The 18,557-nt window shown below is 61.4% G+C and carries 13 protein-coding genes and 1 pseudogene; 10 read left to right on the forward strand and 4 right to left on the reverse strand.

All coding sequences use genetic code 11. The annotated features are described in order from the left end of the window. Positions 1-24 precede the first annotated feature (24 nt). The 6 genes and pseudogenes from AC4D6D_RS09540 (at position 25) to AC4D6D_RS09565 (ending at position 4,783) form a co-directional block, all read left to right on the forward strand. The gene (locus tag AC4D6D_RS09540) at positions 25-852 is read left to right on the forward strand and encodes a ThuA domain-containing protein (RefSeq protein WP_491325088.1); all 828 of its coding nucleotides are present in this window, start codon (positions 25-27) and stop codon (positions 850-852) included. An 80-nt stretch (positions 853-932) separates the two neighbouring features. Next, positions 933-1,130 (forward strand): annotated as a pseudogene (locus tag AC4D6D_RS09545) (IS3 family transposase); the annotation flags it as partial. A 189-nt stretch (positions 1,131-1,319) separates the two neighbouring features. Continuing rightward, entirely contained in the window at positions 1,320-1,658 is a 339-nt protein-coding gene (locus tag AC4D6D_RS09550; RefSeq protein WP_491327230.1) for an ArsR/SmtB family transcription factor, read from the forward strand. A 1-nt stretch (position 1,659) separates the two neighbouring features. Continuing rightward, the gene (locus AC4D6D_RS09555; protein ID WP_491325089.1) at positions 1,660-2,139 is read left to right on the forward strand and encodes an SRPBCC family protein; all 480 of its coding nucleotides are present in this window, start codon (positions 1,660-1,662) and stop codon (positions 2,137-2,139) included. 194 nt (positions 2,140-2,333) lie between these two features. Further along, a complete protein-coding gene (locus AC4D6D_RS09560) occupies positions 2,334-4,172 on the forward strand; it encodes a cation:proton antiporter (protein ID WP_491325090.1) in 1,839 nt (612 codons plus the stop codon). Further along, positions 4,169-4,783 (forward strand): OmpA family protein, encoded by a 615-nt coding sequence (locus AC4D6D_RS09565; protein ID WP_491325091.1) that lies wholly within the window; start codon positions 4,169-4,171, stop codon positions 4,781-4,783. The genes AC4D6D_RS09560 and AC4D6D_RS09565 overlap by 4 nt, the downstream gene beginning before the upstream one ends. Before the next feature lie 255 nt (positions 4,784-5,038). Here the strand turns inward: AC4D6D_RS09565 and AC4D6D_RS09570 are convergent, their stop codons facing one another. After that, positions 5,039-7,120 carry a right-handed parallel beta-helix repeat-containing protein gene (locus AC4D6D_RS09570; RefSeq protein WP_491327231.1) on the reverse strand — a complete coding sequence of 694 codons (2,082 nt, stop codon included), beginning with the start codon at positions 7,118-7,120 and terminating at the stop codon, positions 5,039-5,041. 227 nt (positions 7,121-7,347) lie between these two features. Then, positions 7,348-10,245 (reverse strand): TonB-dependent receptor plug domain-containing protein, encoded by a 2,898-nt coding sequence (locus tag AC4D6D_RS09575; protein WP_491325092.1) that lies wholly within the window; start codon positions 10,243-10,245, stop codon positions 7,348-7,350. Between the two features lie 343 nt (positions 10,246-10,588). Here AC4D6D_RS09575 and AC4D6D_RS09580 point away from each other — a divergent pair, with 343 nt between their 5' ends. Next, the gene (locus AC4D6D_RS09580) at positions 10,589-11,836 is read left to right on the forward strand and encodes an MFS transporter (RefSeq protein WP_491325093.1); all 1,248 of its coding nucleotides are present in this window, start codon (positions 10,589-10,591) and stop codon (positions 11,834-11,836) included. After that, complete coding sequence (locus AC4D6D_RS09585) at positions 11,833-13,467, forward strand: glycoside hydrolase family 43 protein (RefSeq protein ID WP_491325094.1); 1,635 nt, start codon at positions 11,833-11,835, stop codon at positions 13,465-13,467. Before AC4D6D_RS09580 ends, AC4D6D_RS09585 begins: the two co-directional genes overlap by 4 nt. On the opposite strand, the gene AC4D6D_RS09590 is transcribed toward AC4D6D_RS09585, so the two are convergent. Next, positions 13,428-14,402 (reverse strand): LacI family DNA-binding transcriptional regulator, encoded by a 975-nt coding sequence (locus AC4D6D_RS09590; RefSeq protein WP_491325095.1) that lies wholly within the window; start codon positions 14,400-14,402, stop codon positions 13,428-13,430. The two genes, AC4D6D_RS09585 and AC4D6D_RS09590, sit on opposite strands and share 40 nt — an antisense overlap. Positions 14,403-14,553: 151 nt before the next feature. Beyond that, positions 14,554-15,444 (reverse strand): poly(ethylene terephthalate) hydrolase family protein, encoded by an 891-nt coding sequence (locus AC4D6D_RS09595; RefSeq protein ID WP_491325096.1) that lies wholly within the window; start codon positions 15,442-15,444, stop codon positions 14,554-14,556. Between the two features lie 346 nt (positions 15,445-15,790). Here AC4D6D_RS09595 and AC4D6D_RS09600 point away from each other — a divergent pair, with 346 nt between their 5' ends. Together AC4D6D_RS09600 and AC4D6D_RS09605 are read left to right on the forward strand one after the other, a co-directional pair. Further along, complete coding sequence (locus AC4D6D_RS09600; RefSeq protein WP_491325097.1) at positions 15,791-16,780, forward strand: glycoside hydrolase family 43 protein; 990 nt, start codon at positions 15,791-15,793, stop codon at positions 16,778-16,780. A gap of 98 nt (positions 16,781-16,878) precedes the next feature. Continuing rightward, positions 16,879-18,549 (forward strand): glycoside hydrolase family 43 protein, encoded by a 1,671-nt coding sequence (locus tag AC4D6D_RS09605; RefSeq protein ID WP_491325098.1) that lies wholly within the window; start codon positions 16,879-16,881, stop codon positions 18,547-18,549. Positions 18,550-18,557: the final 8 nt, after the last annotated feature.

The raw sequence follows: 18,557 nt of genomic DNA on the forward strand, positions 1-18,557 counted from the left end.
TTCAAGCGTGCGGCAACCAGCCTCATGAGCCAGCGCGCAAAAGGAGAGATGATGTACAGGATATTCGCGACCATCGCGCTATTGACCACTGCACAGACGGCGCCCAATCCTCATCTGCCTACCCCCACCTACGACACTACAGCCCCAACCCTTCCGAAAGACCTGAAGCAAGCGGTTCTCATTCTATCCAAGACCAACGGCTGGCGGCATATCGAGCATATACCTCATTCCAACATGGTCCTCGCTGACATCGCCGCCAATCTGGGACATGCCAGCTACACCACCGAAAACGCGGCAATCTTCAACGACGAACAACTGCGACATTTTTCCGTAATCATTCTCAACAGTGCGAGCGGCGATTTCCTGACCGAGGCGCAGCGATTAGCCTTCGCGCGCTTCGTCGCGCGCGGCGGTGGCGTGGTCGCGCTGCACGCTGCAGGAGACAACAGCCACAAGGCGCCCTGGTATACCGGAACTATCATCGGCACCAAATTCATCGGGCATCCGGGAGGCAAGGATCAGTTTCAATCCGCGCAAGTCATCGTCGACCAACCACGGCATCCCGTCATGGCTGGAGTGACCATGCCTTGGGCGCCCGTCGATGAATGGTATTCCTTCGACGCAAACCCGAAAATCCAGGGCATGTCGATACTCGCTCGGATCGACGAGGCGAGCTACCGCCCTGGCGCCAAGCTGACGATGGGATCGCATCCGGTGATTTGGACCAATCCCGCGGCAAAAGGGCGTATCGTTTATTCAGCGCTCGGCCACTTGCCGGAAAGCTACGACGATCCAAACTATCGCCGCATCCTTACGAACGCGATCCGCTGGGCAGGAAAATTCGGTCGGTGAAACGAGAATATCGAAGTGACGTGCATTGAAGATGCCGGCCTCGCGGCGACGGGATTTGTAGTGATAGGTTGAGTCCATTACCGGAAACGGAATTGCGCACACGTCTGCGCAAGCTTGCCAACGAGCGCTGCCGGTTCGGCGATCGCCGGCTTTACATCCTGTTGCGACGGGAAAGTGAGCCGTCGGGCACCAACCGGGTCTACCGGCTCTATCGGTAAGAAGGGTTGAGTGTTCGCAAGCGACGGGCGCGGCGCAGGGCGGCCGGCACACGGGCTCCTGACCGACATCATCGCATGGCGGGGCAAGCCGGAGCAGCGATTCAATGTCGGATCCAAGGCGCAGAGATCACCAGACGTTCCGAGCCACGACAACGGATTTTACCTTGCGAACACGGAACGATATCACATCGCCAAGGCAATTGCCTTTGTAATGTTGACGAAGGCAATTTCATCGCATTAGTTAGGTGGATGGCTTACTGTTCTAAGCTTCTTGATTCCGCGTTCCACGCCCTTAGCGATCCTACTCGCCGCGCCGTTATTTCGCGGCTCGCTGAAGGTGAAGCGCCGGTCAGTATTCTGGCTGAGCCCTTCGACATGGCGCTGCCATCTTTCGCTCAACATCTCAAAGTGCTGGAGGCTTCAGGCCTGATCACGAGCGAGAAGCGCGGTCGAAGCCGCTGGTGCCGGCTCGAGCGAGCATGGTTCGAGGAAGCAACCGACTGGATGTCCGCCGAGCGGCGGCGCTGGGCCGAACGCCTCGACCGTTTGGAGATCTATCTGGACAAGCCGCAGAAGGATGACATGTGATATGGAAAATCCTACCGAAACTTGGTCGCTTGATCGAGAAGTGGTCGTGGTGAAAGTGCTCAAGTCCCCGCGCGACCGCGTCTTCGCTGCCTGGATGGATGCGGATTCGCTGGCGCAATGGTACGGTCCTTCCGGCCTCAAAATCGAAAATCATGAAGCGGATATTCGCGAAGGTGGGATCTGGCGCTTCGATATGGTCGGCGTTTTTGAAGATAATATGCAACGATTTGCGAACCAGATACGATTTCTCGAGATCGTGCCGAATGAGAGAATCGTTGCAGAATATGGCACGCCCGATCCAGCGGATCCCGACCGATTTCGTTTGACGGTGACCTTTGATGAGCAAGCCGACGGTAAGACGATCCTGACGCTGCGCCAGCTTCACCCCAGTTCGCAGCGGCGCGAGGAAGTTATCGGATTTGGTGCGGTCGAATACGGACTGCAAACACTGGATGGTCTTGCAGAGTGGCTGGACGCCTAGCTTTGAGCTGTGAAGGCATCGCTGGCACAGACAGCGTGGGATTGGGGTGAACGACTATTATTGAACAGCACGGCTTCGCGCCGTCTTAGGGATAGTCCGTAACAGTATCCGCGCAGCCAACAGAACGCCGAACTTGGAAAAATTTCTGTGCGGGCGGTTACCTTACCGGTCCGAGATGGTTATCCGTCTTCGTTATGCATCAGCAAGCCCTTGTCTTCGCGCTGATCGGTATTCTCGGTATCGGCGCCCAGTGGATCGCGTGGCGTACAGGCTGGCCAGCCATCGCCCTCATGCTCGCAGCCGGTGTCCTTGCAGGCCCTGTCACCGGTCTCGTGGTCCCCGAACAGACCTTCGGAGATCTGCTGGAGCCGATGATCTCGGTGGCCGTCGCGCTCATCCTTTTCGAAGGAGGGCTCAGCCTCAACTTCCGCGAACTCAGGAAGACAGAAGGCGCGGTAACACGCCTGATGCTCGTGGGGATTCCGGTAGGCTGGGTGCTGGGCACACTGGCCTGCTACTATGTCGCCGGCCTCGTATGGCCGGTTGCCATCCTTTTCGCAGGTATCCTCGTCGTGACGGGGCCCACCGTCGTCATACCTCTCCTGCGCCAGAGCAATATCGCGCCTCGCCCGCGGGCGATCCTGAAGTGGGAAGCCATCGTCAACGATCCGTTCGGTGCCCTCTGCGCCGTCATTACTTACGAATACCTGCGTCGCTCCGGCGAAGGCGGTACCCTGATCTCAGTGGCCACGTCGCTCGTCGCCGCTGCGGTCGTGGCCGGTCTGATCGGTTACGGAGCTGCGCGCGCGATCGCCTGGGCCTTCCCCCGGGGCCACGTCCCCGAGTACCTCAAGGCCCCCGTCCTTCTCGTCGCCGTCATCAGCACGTTCGTGCTTTCAAACCTGATCCAGCAGGAAACCGGCCTTCTCGCCGTAACCGTGATGGGCGTCGCCATCGCCAACATGCGGCTCGATTCCCTGCGCGACATTCACCCCTTCAAAGAGAACGTCACGGTTCTCCTCATCTCCGGCGTCTTTGTTCTGCTGTCAGCCTCGCTCGATTTCGGCGTCCTGCGCCAGTTCGAGTGGCGGTTCATTGCCTATCTTCTCGCGCTGCTGTTTCTGGTGCGTCCGGCGACGGTGCTGCTCAGCCTGGCCTTCAGCAAGATCCCCTGGAACGAGCGCCTGCTGGTCGCCTGGATCGCACCGCGCGGCGTCGTCGCGGTGGCCATGTCGGGGCTTTTTGCCCTGAGGCTCGATCAGCTCGGCTACGGTGATGGCAGCATTCTGGTCACACTGTCCTTCTCTGTCGTCGTCGCCACGATTGTCGCGCACGGGTTCAGCATCCGCTACGTCGCACGCTGGCTAAAGGTCATGGGCGCTCGCAAGAAAGGCCTCTTGATCGTCGGCAGCACCTCGTGGAGCCTGTCCCTGGCCAATCAGTTGCGGCAACTGGATGTCCCGGTCATGATCGCCGACACCAGCTGGCAGCGCCTTTCGGTGGCGCGGCAGGCCGGTATCGCGACCTATCACGGTGAAATTCTGGCGGAATCGACCGAGGACCGCCTCGATCTGGCGCAGTTCCAGGTCCTCGTCGCCACGACCGACAACGAGGCTTACAATGCGCTCGTCTGCAGCGAATTTGCACCGGATATCGGCAGGGATGCCGTCTATCAGCTTGGCGGCATGGGAGATGACGAGGATCATCGCAGCCTTCCCGAAGCTCTTCGCGGACGCGCGATGTTCGCCTCAGGCATCGGCGTAGAGGAAATAGCCGAGCACGAAAGCGCCGGCTGGACCTTCCGCAAGACGCGGATCAGCGAACAGTTCGATTTCGCCGATGCACAGGCCGCACTACCGGATGAGGCCGACATGCTTTTCGTGTTGCGAAAAGAGGGCAAGATCCTGTTCTTTACCCACGCTTCGCGCCCAACGCCTCAGCCGGGCGACACGATCATCTCCTACGGCCCGCCTCGCCGTGCAGAGCCGGAGCCCACTCGTAACATTCCCGAAACCAAGGAGGCGACAGCATGAATAACGCGCGGATAACCGCATCCTTACTTCTGCTGGCATCCCTTGGCGCTTGTCAGCAGCGGAGTGAGGGACAAGCAAACGATGTGCCTGCAAGCGATGCCGCCATACCTGACGCGCTTGCCAGCGCGGCACCGGACGAGCCAACGCAGGAGCCGAAGAAGTCCATCATCCGTGAAGATGTCGATATCGGCCCGAGCGAGGCTCCCTCTCTGGAGCCGGTTCATTTGGTAGTTCCCTACCCGGCAACAGGTGCAAAACCCGATGACACCGGGCGCGGGTTAATTGATGGCCTGCTCGCCAATCCGACGCTCAAGGCCGGCGGACAGATCACGATCTGGGGGCACAGCGATTCTCGCGGATCCGACACGGAGAACCTTGCCGCCTCCCGCCGCCGGGCCGAGGCGGCGCGCGACTACCTTGTCAGCAAGGGCATTGATGTGAAGCGTATGACCGTCATTGCTCTTGGCGAGGCGCGTCCGATAGCGCCCAATCGGAACCTCGATGGCAGCGACGATGCCGAGGGTCGCGCGAAGAACCGCCGGGTAGAGATTGAAGTCGCGGCACCGATCTCAGGCACTGCGGATCGAGCGCCTGAAAAGAAAGGACTTTAAGTCTCCAAGTAGTCTTCCTCGCGAGTCATCATCGCCCAGATTGTCCGCGCCATTTGTTCGCCAGTGCTACGGCGACCGCCATCCTGGGCCTGCGAGCCATCATGCGGCCCAGCCAGTTGTCGGGGAGAACGCCTTTGCTCACGACCCACCGTATTCTGCTCACCGGACCTGCGACGAGAAGTTTGCGTATATCGCTTTGGCCTATTTTGAGACAGTGTAGCTCGATCGACTCACGTTTTTACCTGGCGATGGGTCCTATTTTATTCCGCTCATATCGATGACGCGCTTTGCCTCTGCCGGCCAGGCAGTTCCGTTAACTTTCATATTACCGCTCGCGCGATTGTTGAGATAATCCGTCCATTCGCCGTTCAACCTGCCGCTATTGTACCAGTTGAACATCGCAACATTGTCCAGCGCGGTCCGTCTCGGTGCAATATGAGACTGGGTGTTCAGGTTCAGCCATACTCCACCGACATTATCTATGACATTGTTGCGCACAGTCACGAAGCGAGATCCTTCGTCGAGATAGATGGCAATGCCCCCTGCCCCCTTCACATCGTAGATGTAATTCTCGGCGATCAGCGCGCCGGGGTCGGCCGAGAGATGATAGATCGCGCCGCCATCGGGGAACCACTGCTTGACCCGGCCCACCCGGTTGCCCATCACCACCGTGTCGCGCAACGTCGTGGGGGTGTCGTAGACCAGGTTTCCCGGTTGGTCGTAGTAACCGCGTTGTTTCCGCCAATACTCGGCGCTGCCACCGGGATCGTTCGCCCCCCAGCCCCATCCAACGTCGATCCCGTCATAGGGGGTGTCGGAAATGTCGTTGTTCATAATGACCGTGCCGGAGGCGTAAGTCACGAGAATTGCCGACTGTTCCTTGTAATCCCGAGACACGCCCTTGATGCGGTTACCGCGAATGACGATGTCGCGCAGGCCCATCTCGGGGCGCGAAGGGTGGTGCGCGTCCGGCTGTACGCCACCTGCCATGATGGCGCCCCCGGCCAGATCGGTGAATTCGCTGTTCGTCACCTCGATCGCCGATGTGCCGAGGCCGATACCGCTATCGTTGGCATCCGGGTTGTTGCCGATTCCCAGCGCGATCTGGCCCAGTTGCGAAAACCGGTCTTCGTCGAAGACGACGCGCCGCGCGGCTGCAACCTGCACGGCTGCCGGTTGCTGGTTCCAGCGATTGCGCATCCGCTCGAACGACCAGCACCCCCAACTGCAATCGCGGATGGGATCGGCCGGGTAATCGACAAGCTCGCCGGTGAGATATGCGCCGCTCTGCTGGCTGGGATAGCCCTCCGGCCCGGATGGACGCAGCCAGCTCGTATGGCTGAAATGAAGGCGGCGGAACTCGAGATCGTGGACGGGGTCGTCATAAGTGCCCGCGATGGAGACCAGACGTTCCAATCGCGGCACTACCACCGCGATACGGTTCATGTCCTCGTTCGGCAGTGGCTTGTAATACAGCCGCCCGGCCTTGGGATCGATGAACCACTGCCCCGGATCGCGCAGGAACGCCAAGGCGTTCACCAGGAACATCCGCGCGACTTCCGCCGATACCGGCTTCGCGACGGTGTCATACCCCACCAGATTGTTCCGCCAGCCGGGTTGCTGCATCACGATCCTGTCGCCCTCGATGCGATCGACCATCGCGTGCCGGTGGGTGAACCAGCTTATGCCTTCGACTTCCAACCGGCTCTGGTCGGGTAAATTCGCGAGGAAACGCCAGGCTGGGTCCTTGATCTCGATTCCCCAGGGATGAAAGGCTACCGAGCTACGTGGCATTTCGACCGATGCGCGCTGCGCCAGGCGTCCGCCCACGCTCAACTGCCGCGGGTCCATGCTGGCCGGAACGCGCGCGGACCAGATGTTGCGCTGGCTGTCGACCAGCCCCCAGCCCGTGACCGGTGTTCCTCCCGACAGCAACGTGTCCATGCCCGGCGCGCCTTCCCAACGCACCGTATAGCCGTTCTGCCCTCCGTCCCTTGCCGTGAACCGCAACGGCGCTTCGAGGCGATAGACACCGGCAGCCAGCGAGACGGTTACGTCATGGTCGCGGTTGAGCGTGCGCACCGCCTGCTGCGCGCGGGTGAGCGAAGCGAAGGGGCTGGCCGCGGAACCGTCGCCCTCGTCAGAACCCGTCGGCGATACATACAGAACGACGGGCACGGGATCCGGGCGGTTAGGGATGACGACCTTGTAGTGTCCATCGGTTGGCGGAACAGGAGGCGCCGCGCGCGGAATGTCCGGCATCGGCGGCAATTGCGCCGCGACCGGGCACGCCCACACGATTGCCACCGCCCACAGACCTGACCTCTGCAACCGCATCACGCGCATCTCCCTATATTTGCCGCCGTCCTGTCCCTCGGGACGGTGCCGATCGTTTCAGGCGAAGAAGGGGGAGAGGACGTCAACACGGCAGCGAAGGGGAATGGAGCCGCTCGTGCTTCATCGACGCGATTTCCTCACGAGGCCCTCTCCCCAGTCCAGAGCGTGACCTGCCAGCAGCAGGTCACGCTCCATTCTTCTTTATCGCCTCATTTTCCGGGCGGATTTCAGAAACGGAAGCGCACGCCCGCGCGGTACATCCGCCCAACCACGTCATAGAGCGCCGGATTGACGAAGAACGGCGACTTCGCGGGATCGCGGTCGAAGAGATTGTCGACCTTGAAGTAAGCGGTCACTTGCGGAGTGATGTTGTAGGTGCCGCCGATGTCCATGTAGAATGCGCCGGGCATGAAGTTCTGGTCGATCGTCGGCGCATTGTTGGTGGACGCCGGGCAGCTTCCCGGCTGGCAGACCACATATTGATGACCGAGCACGCCATCGCTGAACCAGCGCTCCTGGACCATGAACGAGAACTGGTCGTTCTCGTAGCTCTGGATCGCCAGCCACTTCCAGTCCGGCGTGTTGCCCGTGTTGACGCCCGCCGTGTCGTTGGGAAGCGTACCGATGAGGCCGGAGTCCGTGACGAACTTGCTCACATGGGTCGCCAGCCCGCGGAAGGTGAGGCTGCCCGGCAGGCCCAGCGGCTGTTCCCAACGATAGCTTGCCTCGATGTCGAAGCCGCTGGTGTCGATCGACGCCAGATTGAAGGCCTGGACGTTGATGAAGTTCGGCCCCTGCTGGTTGTTGAGGTTGAACGCGCTGCAGGTTTCGGGCCGGACGTTCTGGAAGCACAAGTTGACGATGTCGGTGGCGCCCAGGCTGGAGATCACGTCCTTGATCTTGATCTTGTAGTAGTCGAACGAAACGCTCAGCCCCGGCAGCCAGGATGCGCCGGACAAGGCGATGCCCACGGTGGTGTTGCGCGCGGTTTCCGGCCGCAGGTTCGGATTGCCGATGCTGTTCTGGATCGCGAGGACATTCACGCCGCGGAACGGGTCGAAAAAGTTCGGCAGCGTGGTGGTAACCGGTGCGGCGAACAGTTCCGACAGGTTGGGCGCGCGCACGTCCTTGGAGGTAACGCCGCGAATGCGCAGGCCGTCGATCGGCAGGTTCCAGGTGCCGCCGACCTTCCAGGCCCAGATCGTGCCCGAGGTGCTGTAGTCGGTGACGCGTACCGCGCCGTTGATATTGGCCCGGCCCAGCGCGTCGCTGTTGATGATGGGAAGATCAGCCTCGAAGAAGGCTTCCTTCACGCTATAGGCGCCGCCGCCGCTCTTGTAGTTGCCCGCATACCAGTTGTTGCCGCCGGGCAGCAGGGTCGGGTCGGCCGGATAGTCGGGCGTGTTTGGCGCGAAGTTGGAACCCATGCCATAGGCATCGGCGCGCACCTTGTAGAATTCATGGCGATACTCGCCGCCGAACGCGATCGAGAGCGGTCCTGCCCAGAGATCCACCGGCGAACCGGAGACGTTGATGCTGACCACGTCCTGGGTCTGCCGGGTCCGCTGGAACGGCCCGTTTTCCGGCATGATATAGGCCAGGGCTCCTGCCGAGGGATTGCCGCCGAACAAGTTGAGCGGCTGGCATCCGTTTGCCCGTGCGGCGGCGCTGGCACAGACGATCGCGCCGTTCAGCGTCGTTGCATTGATCGCATCGTTGAAGCGGTTGGTCAGCAGGATGTTCGACACGTCGATATCGGTGTAATTCGTGCCGTGCTCGTAGTAATTGTCGTAGGACCAGTCGGTGCCCAGGAAATCGAATTGTCCCTTGGCGCCGAGTACCGCGCGGTACTGCCGGCGATCGGTATGGACTTGCGTATTGCCCAGCGCCGCGTTGCTGGTGCCGTAGCCGAAGCTGGTAATGCCCGCCGTCGCGCAGGCGGCCTTGATCGAATCCGGTACGAAGGGATTGGCGCACTGGATCGTCAGGCCGGGCTTGTTCATGCCGCCGACCGGCTGGTTCTGCGTCTTCACCTGACCGTAGTTGAAAGTGAAATAGACTTCGTTATCGGCGGCGAAATCGAAGCCGAGGCGGCCATAAGTATTGATACGTTCGATCGACGACTGGAGCGTTCGGCCTGCATCGACGTTGCCGGAAAGGTCACCGCCGAGGCAGAAGCCCGGATAGCAATTGCGCACCGTCGTCGTACCGTCGCGCGCCGGGATGCCGTTGGAGCCATAGTTGAACTGGAACGGCACCCCGTTCTGGTCGAACGCCGTACCCTGGAGCGGGCCGGAGGTGATGAGGCCATATTTGGTATAGTTATAGGCCTGCGCGAAATCGCGCAGGACGTAACGCGGCGATCCGTCGTTCACGACGCCGCGATCGATCAGGCTGGTCTGCTTGAACCAGTCGCGACCGCCGGCCAGCCCGATGCCGAAATCGCCGCCGCCGACGCCGTCTTCGTTGGCATATTCGCCGCTGACCACCAGATGCAGGCGGTCATCCATGAAGCTCGTGCCGGCCGCGAGCTGGACCAGCACCTGCTTGTTGTCGTCGTAGCGGCTGATGCCGCCCTGGACATTGCCCTTGATGCCCTTGAAGCGGGTGTCGGTGATGAAGTTCACCACGCCGCCGACCGCGTCCGAACCGTAGGAAGCCGAAGCGCCGCCGTTCACCACATCGACGCGCTGGACGAGAAGCTGCGGGAACAGGCTGATGTCGGGAACGCCGGTCACGTTGGCGCCGACGACGCGCTGGCCGTCGAGCAGCGTCAAGGTCCGGATAGCGCCGACACCGCGAAGCGAGAAGGAACTGAGTCCCTGCTGGCCGCTGGATGTGCTGAACGTGTTGACGGACGTACCGCTCGAACCCTGAAGCGACGGGAGCTGGGCGATCGTCGTGAAGATGTTCGGTTGCGCGTTGGACTCGATCGCGCCCGAATCGATCACCGTGGTGGGCGTCGGAGCGGTATAGCCGCTGGTCTTGATGCGCGACCCCGTAACCACGATGTCGGCGGCCTGGACGCGTTGCTCGTCGCCCTGAGATGTCGCCGCATCGGCTGAGTCCTGCGCAGAGGCCGGAACCGCCATCATGCAGGCCGCCATGGCAGCTACACTGACCATGGTGAAACGCGAACAAGACGTATCGATACGAGAATTGGACCGTGACATACTGCTCTCCCCAAGATTTATTATTTGCCCGTCGCAGGCTTTGCTGCGGGGGCGCACCGCCTCCGATGAGTGTGTCACAGACTCGACAGAAAGTTAGGTAGCGCTAACAACGGGTATTGATATCTTCTCGATTCGTTGTCAATACTCAGACAAGAGAGAAAATGAGCGGATCTTGGGAGTTGAGACGAATTATGCCGACCGATGTGTTCCAGGCGTTACAGGCTTTTCTGCGGCATCTGTCGGCCGAAAGGCCGCTCGATCTCCAAAATTGTGTTAACGTTATCAAGAATCAATCATGATGGCCGTTAGGATCGGCAAGGTAAGGTGGACCATCATCGGCCTGTTCGTGGGCGCGATGGTGATCAACTACCTCTCGCGTTCCGTCCTGGGCGTCGCGGCCCCTGTAATCCTGGATGAGCAGTCGATCGACAGCGTCGAATACGGCTGGATCACCAGCGCATTCCAGCTGGGCGTCATGCTGCAACCGGCTGCCGGATATTTCCTGGACAGCGTGGGTCTTCGGATGGGCTTCGGCATCTGTGTCGCCGCCTGGTCGCTGATCACGATGGCACATGGCTTCGTTAACGGCTGGCTCGGATTTGCCGCCCTGCGCGGCCTTCTGGGACTGGCCGAAGGGGCCGCGCAGCCCGCCGGCCAGAAGCTGGTGGCGGAGTGGTTCCCCTCCAGAGAGCGAGGCGTGGCCGGCGGAATCTACAATATCGGCGCGTCGTTCGGTGCGGTTTTCGCGCCGCCGCTCGTGGCCTGGGCGGTGATGATGCACAGTTGGCGGCTGGCATTCGTCATCGCGGGAGGAATTGGCCTCATCTGGGCATTACTCTGGCTATTGTATTACAACAGCCCGGCGCATCACAAACGGCTGAAGCCCGCCGAGCGAGAATATATCGCCAGCGGTCAGGAAGCACGGCTCGCCCCGCAAGCGAAGCGCTCCTCCATATTGACGCTGGTGCGCAGGCGCGACCTTTGGGGGATAGCCCTCCCCCGGATGCTCGCAGACCCGGTATGGGGCATGCTCTCCTTCTGGATGCCGCTCTATCTGGCCCGCGTGCGCGGTTTCGATCTGACACAGATCGCGCTGTTCGCCTGGCTGCCGTTTCTGGCCGCAGATATGGGATGCCTGTTCGGTCCCGCTGTCGTAGCTTTCCTGCAACGCCGCAATATAGACCTGATCGACGCCCGCCGCTGGACCTTCACGCTTGGCGCACTGATGATGACCGGCATGGCTTTCGTGGGAATGGCGACCAATCCCTACGCAGCGATTGCGCTGCTGTGCCTCGGCGGTTTTGCGCATCAGACCTTGTCGGTCACCGTCATCACCATGGCGTCCGACCTGTTCCCCCGCAACACGGTGGCGACGGCAGCAGGCCTGGCCGGTCTGGCCGGAAACCTTGGGGTTCTCGTTTTCACCGTCCTGCTCGGCCAGATGGTCGATCAAGTCGGTTACGGCCCTTTCTTCGTCATTCTTGGCGTCCTCGACCTGTTGGGCGCCGTCCTGCTTTGGACATTGGTACGCAAACCTTCATGAGCACGATCTCAAACCCGATCCTCCCGGGATTCAACCCCGATCCGTCGATCCTGCGGGTCGGCGACGACTTCTACATCGCGACATCGACCTTCGAGTGGTATCCCGGCGTCCAGATCCACCACAGCCGCGATCTCAAGCACTGGCGGCTGGTCGCCCGTCCCCTGGCGCAGGCATCGCAACTGGACATGCGCGGCGCCCCGGATTCCTGCGGAGTCTGGGCGCCGGACCTCAGCCATGCCGACGGCCGGTTCTGGCTCATCTACACCGACGTCAAGCGTTACGGCATGACGACGGTGAACGGCGCCAAGGGCGCGTCCCTCCGGGACTTCCCGAACTACGTCGTGAGCTGCGACCGGATCGACGGGACCTGGTCCAGCGCCGCCCATCTCAACAGCAGCGGCTTCGACCCCGCCCTGTTCCACGACGAGGACGGGCGGAGCTGGATGCTCAACATGCTCTGGGACCATCGCCCCGATCGCGGCCGCTTCGCCGGCATCCAGATCCAGGAATTCGACCGCGCTGCCTTGAAGCTCGTCGGCGAACCCCATCTGATTTTCAGGGGAACCGAGTTGGGCTTCACCGAAGGCCCGCACATCTACAAGCGCGGCGGATGGTATCATCTCCTGGTGGCCGAGGGCGGGACGGGCTGGAACCATGCGGTGGTCATGGCCCGTTCGCGCAGCCTGCTGGGGCCTTATGAAGTTCACCCCGATGGCGCCGTCCTCACGGCATCGGGCCGCCGCGACGGACCGCTGACGCGGGCGGGACATGGCGATCTCGTCGAACTGGCGGATGGAACGCCGTGGCTTGCCTACTTGTGCGGCCGACCGGTTCCGGGCCGTGAACGCTGCATTCTCGGACGCGAAACTGCGATCCAGCCGATGCGATGGGACGACGACGGCTGGCTGCGTACCCTGGATGGCGATGCAAAGCCGATGGCGACCCCGACCGCTCCCGACCTGCCTGCCGCGCCTTGGCCGGTGGAACCGTGGAATGGCCGGTTCGATCGCGTTACCCTCCCCCGGGAATTCCAGTGGCTGCGCACTCCGCTGCCGGAACGGCTTTTCAGCTTGTCCGATCGTCCGGGTTTCCTGCGGCTGTACGGTCGGGAAACGGTGGGCAGCCATTTCGAGCAGGCGCTCGTCGCGCGGCGGCTGGAGCATAGACGCTTCACCGCCAGCACATGCCTCGATTTCTCGCCCCGATCGTTCCAGCAGGCAGCGGGCCTGATCCTCTATTACAATACTACGAAGTATTACTACCTCAACATCAGTATCGAAGATGGCCTGCGTATACTCCAACTGATGGTCGCCTCGCCGGAACGGGAAGAGGGCGTAACGATGGAAGTCGTCGCCTCCCTGCCCGACGGACCGATCGAACTGCAGGCGACTGTCGACGGCGACGCCCTGCTCTTCGGCTGGCGAGTGCAAGGCGCATCCGAGTGGGAGAGAATTGCCCGGCCGCTCGACATAACCATCCTCTCGGACGAAGTGACCTGTCCCGGCCTTCCCAACTTTACCGGCACTTTCGTCGGCATGGCCTGCCAGGACCTGTCCGGCATGGCCGCGCCTGCGGATTTTGCCTGGTTCGTCTATGCGGGCGAGGAAGGTGACGGCACTCCGGTCGATTGACGTTTCACGATCTCGTGATCGAGAATGCTCTCGCGCGGCACGCGCGACTTGCCTGGTTGCGCGCCGATCTCGGCAATCAACAGCCCCAGCGCTTCGGCAGCAAGTTGACGAACCGGCTGATGGACCGTGGTGAGCGGCGGCCAGAGCGTGCTCGCCGCGGTCGTATCGTCGAAACCGACCACGGTCAGTTCGCTGGGAACGTCGAAATGCTGCCGATGCGCCACAGAAACGACGGCGGCGGCCATGTCGTCATTACTGGCGAAAATGGCCGTGGGTCGCTTCGGCAGCGTGAGCAGGTGCTCGGCGGCCGCAAGCCCTGAGACATAAGTGAAATCGCCCTGGACGACCTGAACTTCCACCCCCTCGCTTTCCCGGACCGCAGCGTAGAAACCCGCCATTCTCTCCACGCTAGCCGCCTGGTCGGGATTGCCAAGGATGAACCCGATCCTCCTGTGCCCCAGATCGAGCAGCAAGCGGGTCATCTGATAGGATGCCGCCCGATCGTCGATCCGCACGCAGATCTTGTCCGGCGACTGATAGGCGCCCACGGCGGCCATCGGGCAGCCCGCCTCCCGTAGCACGCGCAGGACTTCCGGCGCTTCACCGAGTGGCGGCGCGAGCAATACGCCGCTCAGCCCCGAGGCCAGCAGTTCCTTCAGCGCTGTCACGTTCGGCGCCCGCCCGTTTTCGCCCTTGAGCAGGATCAGGCGTGCGCCGCGCGACGACGCTTCCTCGAAGACGCCGGTCAGGAATTCGCTCATGAAGGCGGCGCTGACGCTGGAGTAGATTACGCCGATGCGCAGTTCCGTGGAGGTGACGAGATTCCGCGCCGCCACATTGGGTGTATAAGCCAGGGCCTTGATCGCGTCCTCGACCAGAGCACGGGTTTCCTCGCTGACACCGGGTCGACAGTTGATCACGCGCGACACGGTCATAGAGGACACGCCAGCGCGTTTTGCAACATCAACGACTGTCGCACCGCGCGTCGGCTGCCTCGATTTCGCCATGACTTTCCTCATTCTTCGACGGTCTACCGACCGGCCTAAGCCATCGACCGAGATAGGCAAAGCGAGAATGTGTCATATTTCAGCGCATGTTTCGCGTCTCGATCGTCAGCCTGGGGTCCTGGCAAAAACCGCAATCCGGGCCTTTGAAGCGGGCTGCGGCAGAGCCGCGTCCCTTCAATTGCCAATCCAGCCAGGACGTGACGACTTCTGCTCCCAGTCCGCCATGTGGCTGCATGTAGGTGCCGCCATGACCGACGGGAATATCGACCAGCGCTGCCGCTACCTGATGAATGCGGTCGAAATCGTCCCGCCCGTTCGTCCAGGCGATGTCCTCCTTACCACCCAGGACGTAAAGCACCGGTCCGTGTAATCCATCGAGCATTCTTTTGTCGGAAACGACGCCGGATATCGGGCTTACGCCATCGTTGAAGAAGCCGCTGTTCATGATGATGGCAGTTTTCACGCGCGGCTCCTGCGCCACCAAGAGGGCCTGCAGTCCGCCGCAGCTCCATCCCGACACGGCAATCTGATCGGCGGCAATTCGGCCCCGGAAAGGACTGCCCGCCCTTCCCGCCTCGCGCTGCGCCCAGTCGATCGCTTCGCTGAGTTGGCGCGTCCGGGTTTTCGCAACAAGCTTTTCCGTGGTCCGAGTTGCGCCGTTCGCCTTGGTCGAGGAACCTGGAATATGGCCGGGCACGACGACAAGGTAGCCGTGGGAAGCGATTTCAAGCAAATGGTTGCGCGATCCCGTTGCATCGTCGCTGCATCCGCCGTTGCCGAAGACATAGATGCCCAGCTTTTCATTGCCCAACCGCGCGAGATATTTCGGCCGATAGATCACTTGCCCTGGTAAATCGGGCCGGGCTTCGAACATCGCAGGATAAGGACCGCTTCCTTCCTCCCGCCCCATGGCCGCATCTGCCGATACACTCGATAACGTGAACGCTAACGCAACCATGGCAGTACGCATTTCATTCTCCCAATTGTATGAGTCGTTCGCCGAGCTTGACGCCTCGATCTAGACGAGATTTCCGTCGGGAAGTATAAAAACGCGTGGAAACGCCATCATCAAGTTAAAATATCAGAATTTTATTTGTGGGAGTTATTGACCCCTTCGCGTTATCGGGTACGACTGTCGAAGCCTATGCCAAGCCTGTCGGGCGGGAAAGCAAGGCATGAAAAGGGAGAAGGGGCAGCCGTCAGGGCCGAGTTTTCGATCAGTTATCGGCCGAGGATCATTGTCGCATGGTCGGCTGAACCAGGCCCGATCGGCACTGCGCCTCCTTTCCCCAAGCTGCGCGATACAAGGATTTTCCATGAGCCGGTCGTTTGCAACCTTCCTGTTCCTTTCAGCTCTGGCGACGCCGTCCCTGGCGCAGGAGGCTCCCGGCTCCAATCCCATCATCCGCGACAAGTTCACCGCCGATCCCGCGCCGATGGTGGATGGCGACCGCCTCTATCTCTACGTCGGCCATGACGAAGCGCAACGCGACGAGATGTTCAACATGCGCGAATGGCTCGTCTATTCGACGACCGACATGAAGCATTGGACCGACCATGGTCCGATCATGCACGTTTCCGACTTCAAATGGGCGAAGAAGGATGCCTGGGCTTCCCAGACGATCAAGAAGAACGGAAAGTACTGGTTCTACGCCGCCGTCGAGCACGACAACACCCATCCGGGCAAGGCGATCGCGGTTGCCGTATCCGACAAGCCCACCGGCCCTTTCATCGATGCCAAGGGTTCGGCGCTCATCACCAACCAGATGACGCCCAAGGGCACGCATAGCTGGGAAGATATCGACCCGACCGTCTTTACCGACGGCGATGGCACGACCTGGATCGCCTGGGGCAATCGCCAATGCTATATCGCGAGACTGAAGCCGAACATGATCGAAATCGACGGGCCGATCCGCGAGATCACCCCGCCGCATTTCGAGGAAGGCCCCTGGCTGCACAAGCGCGGCAAGCTCTATTACCTGACTTACGCCTCGCTTGACCGCGCATCTCACCGTGACGAGCGCATCTCCTATGCCACGGCGCCGTCGCTGAACGGACCCTGGACGTATCGCGGCGAACTCACCGGCTCGGGCAAGTACAGCTTCACCATCCACGCCGGCATCGCGGAGTTCGGGAACCAATGGTATATTTTCCTGCACAATGCCGCGCTTGCCATCGGTGACCTCAACGGCGCGATCGGTCGCCGTGCGGTTACGGTTGAGCACCTGGAATATAACGCCGACGGTACGATGAAGCCCGTGGTGCAGACCGACGCAGGCATCTCCGCTCCCTCTTCCGGAAAGTAGCCTCCACCTTCGGATCCCTACTCGACAGTCGCTTTTGTTAACGCTACCAATAATTCAGCCGTGCACTCAAGCCATGGCAGCTCAAGGAGAGATAGATCGTGACACGCCGGACCTCGCGCTTTTCGAGCTTTTCCTCCGCGCTGCTGTCTCTGCCTCTTTTCGCGCTGGCCGCTCATGCGGAACCCGCCCGCTTCGAACGCTTCACCTACAAGGGCGAAGCGAGTGAGAAGGTCGCGATCAAGCCGGGCGAATATCTCAACCCGATCCTGACCGGCTATTACCCGGACCCCTCGGTCTTGCGGGTGGGCGAGGACTATTATCTCGTCAACAGTTCCTTCGCGAATTACCCCGGACTGCCGATCTTCAAATCGAAGGACCTGGTGAACTGGACCCAGATCGGCAACGCGATCGATCGGCCCGAACAGCTCGACTTCAAGGGCCGCCGTCTGTCGCAGGCGGTGTTCGCACCGGACATCAGCTGGCATGACGGCACGTTCTACATCGTCAATACCTGCGTCGAGTGTAAGGGCAATTTCGTCATCACCGCCAAGGACCCGGCCGGCCCCTGGTCCAACCCGATCTGGCTCCCCTTCGAAGGGATCGACCCTTCGATCTACTGGGAGGGTGACAAGGCCTATATCGTCAACAACCGCGCGCCCGACGAGCCGTCCCGCTACGACGGACACCGTGCGATCTGGATCCAGGAATACGACTGGCGCGCCGGCAAGATGGTGGGGGAAAGCGCCCAGCTCATCAATGGCGGCGTCGACATCGCCAGGAAGCCGGTCTGGATCGAAGGGCCGCATATCTTCCGCAAGGACGGCGCCTATTATCTGACCGCCGCGGAAGGTGGAACGAGCGTCAACCATTCGCAGGTCGTCTTCCGCTCCAAGGATCTGCGCGGCCCCTATGTGCCGTTCGCTGGCAACCCCATTCTGACCCAGCGCGATCTCGATCCGGCAAGGCCCGACCTCATCGGATCCGCCGGCCATGCCGAGCTGGTCCAGACCCAGAACGGCGACTGGTGGGCGACTTTTCTGGCCGTGCGGCCCTACGCCGACGATTACTACAATATCGGCCGCGAGACATTTCTGCTGCCGGTAGAATGGAGGGACGGCTGGCCGATCATCCTGCCGCGCGGTCAGGCAATCCCTCATGCCTTGAAGGCGCCGAACCTGCCCGCCCAGCCCAAGCCGCCGATCCCGACAAGCGGTGATTTCGGCTATGTCGAGGAGTTCGACGGCAAGACGCTGCCGATGCAGTGGATCGGCATCCGGACGCCGCAAAAGCCGTTCTACCGGCTCCAAGGCGGCGCGCTGGAACTGGACAGCGGCAGCCCGATCGGCGACCTCGACGGTGTTCCCGCCTTCATCGGACGGCGGCAGCAGCATGCCAATGCCACCGTCTCCACGACGCTCCGCTACACGCCTGTGAGCGATGGCGACCGCGCCGGTCTCGCTGCCGTGCAAAGCGACCGCAGCAACCTGTTCTTCGGCCTGACCCGGATTGCGGGAAAGACGGTGGTCGCGCTCTATACCCGCGATGCGGCCGATGCCGACAGTTTGGTCGCTTCCGCACCAGTCCCGACGACCGGGCCGGTCACCCTGACCATCCGCACTACCGGCGGGACGATGGCCTTCGACTATGCGGTGGGCGGCAGGACGCGGACAATGAAAGAGAGCGTCGACGCCACTCTGCTCAGCACCAAAAAGGCGGGCGGTTTCGTCGGCACGGTCTTCGGCCTCTATCACTACACCCCGGCATCGTGAGCATGCCC

It is taken from the genome of Novosphingobium sp. BF6, assembly GCF_058273105.1.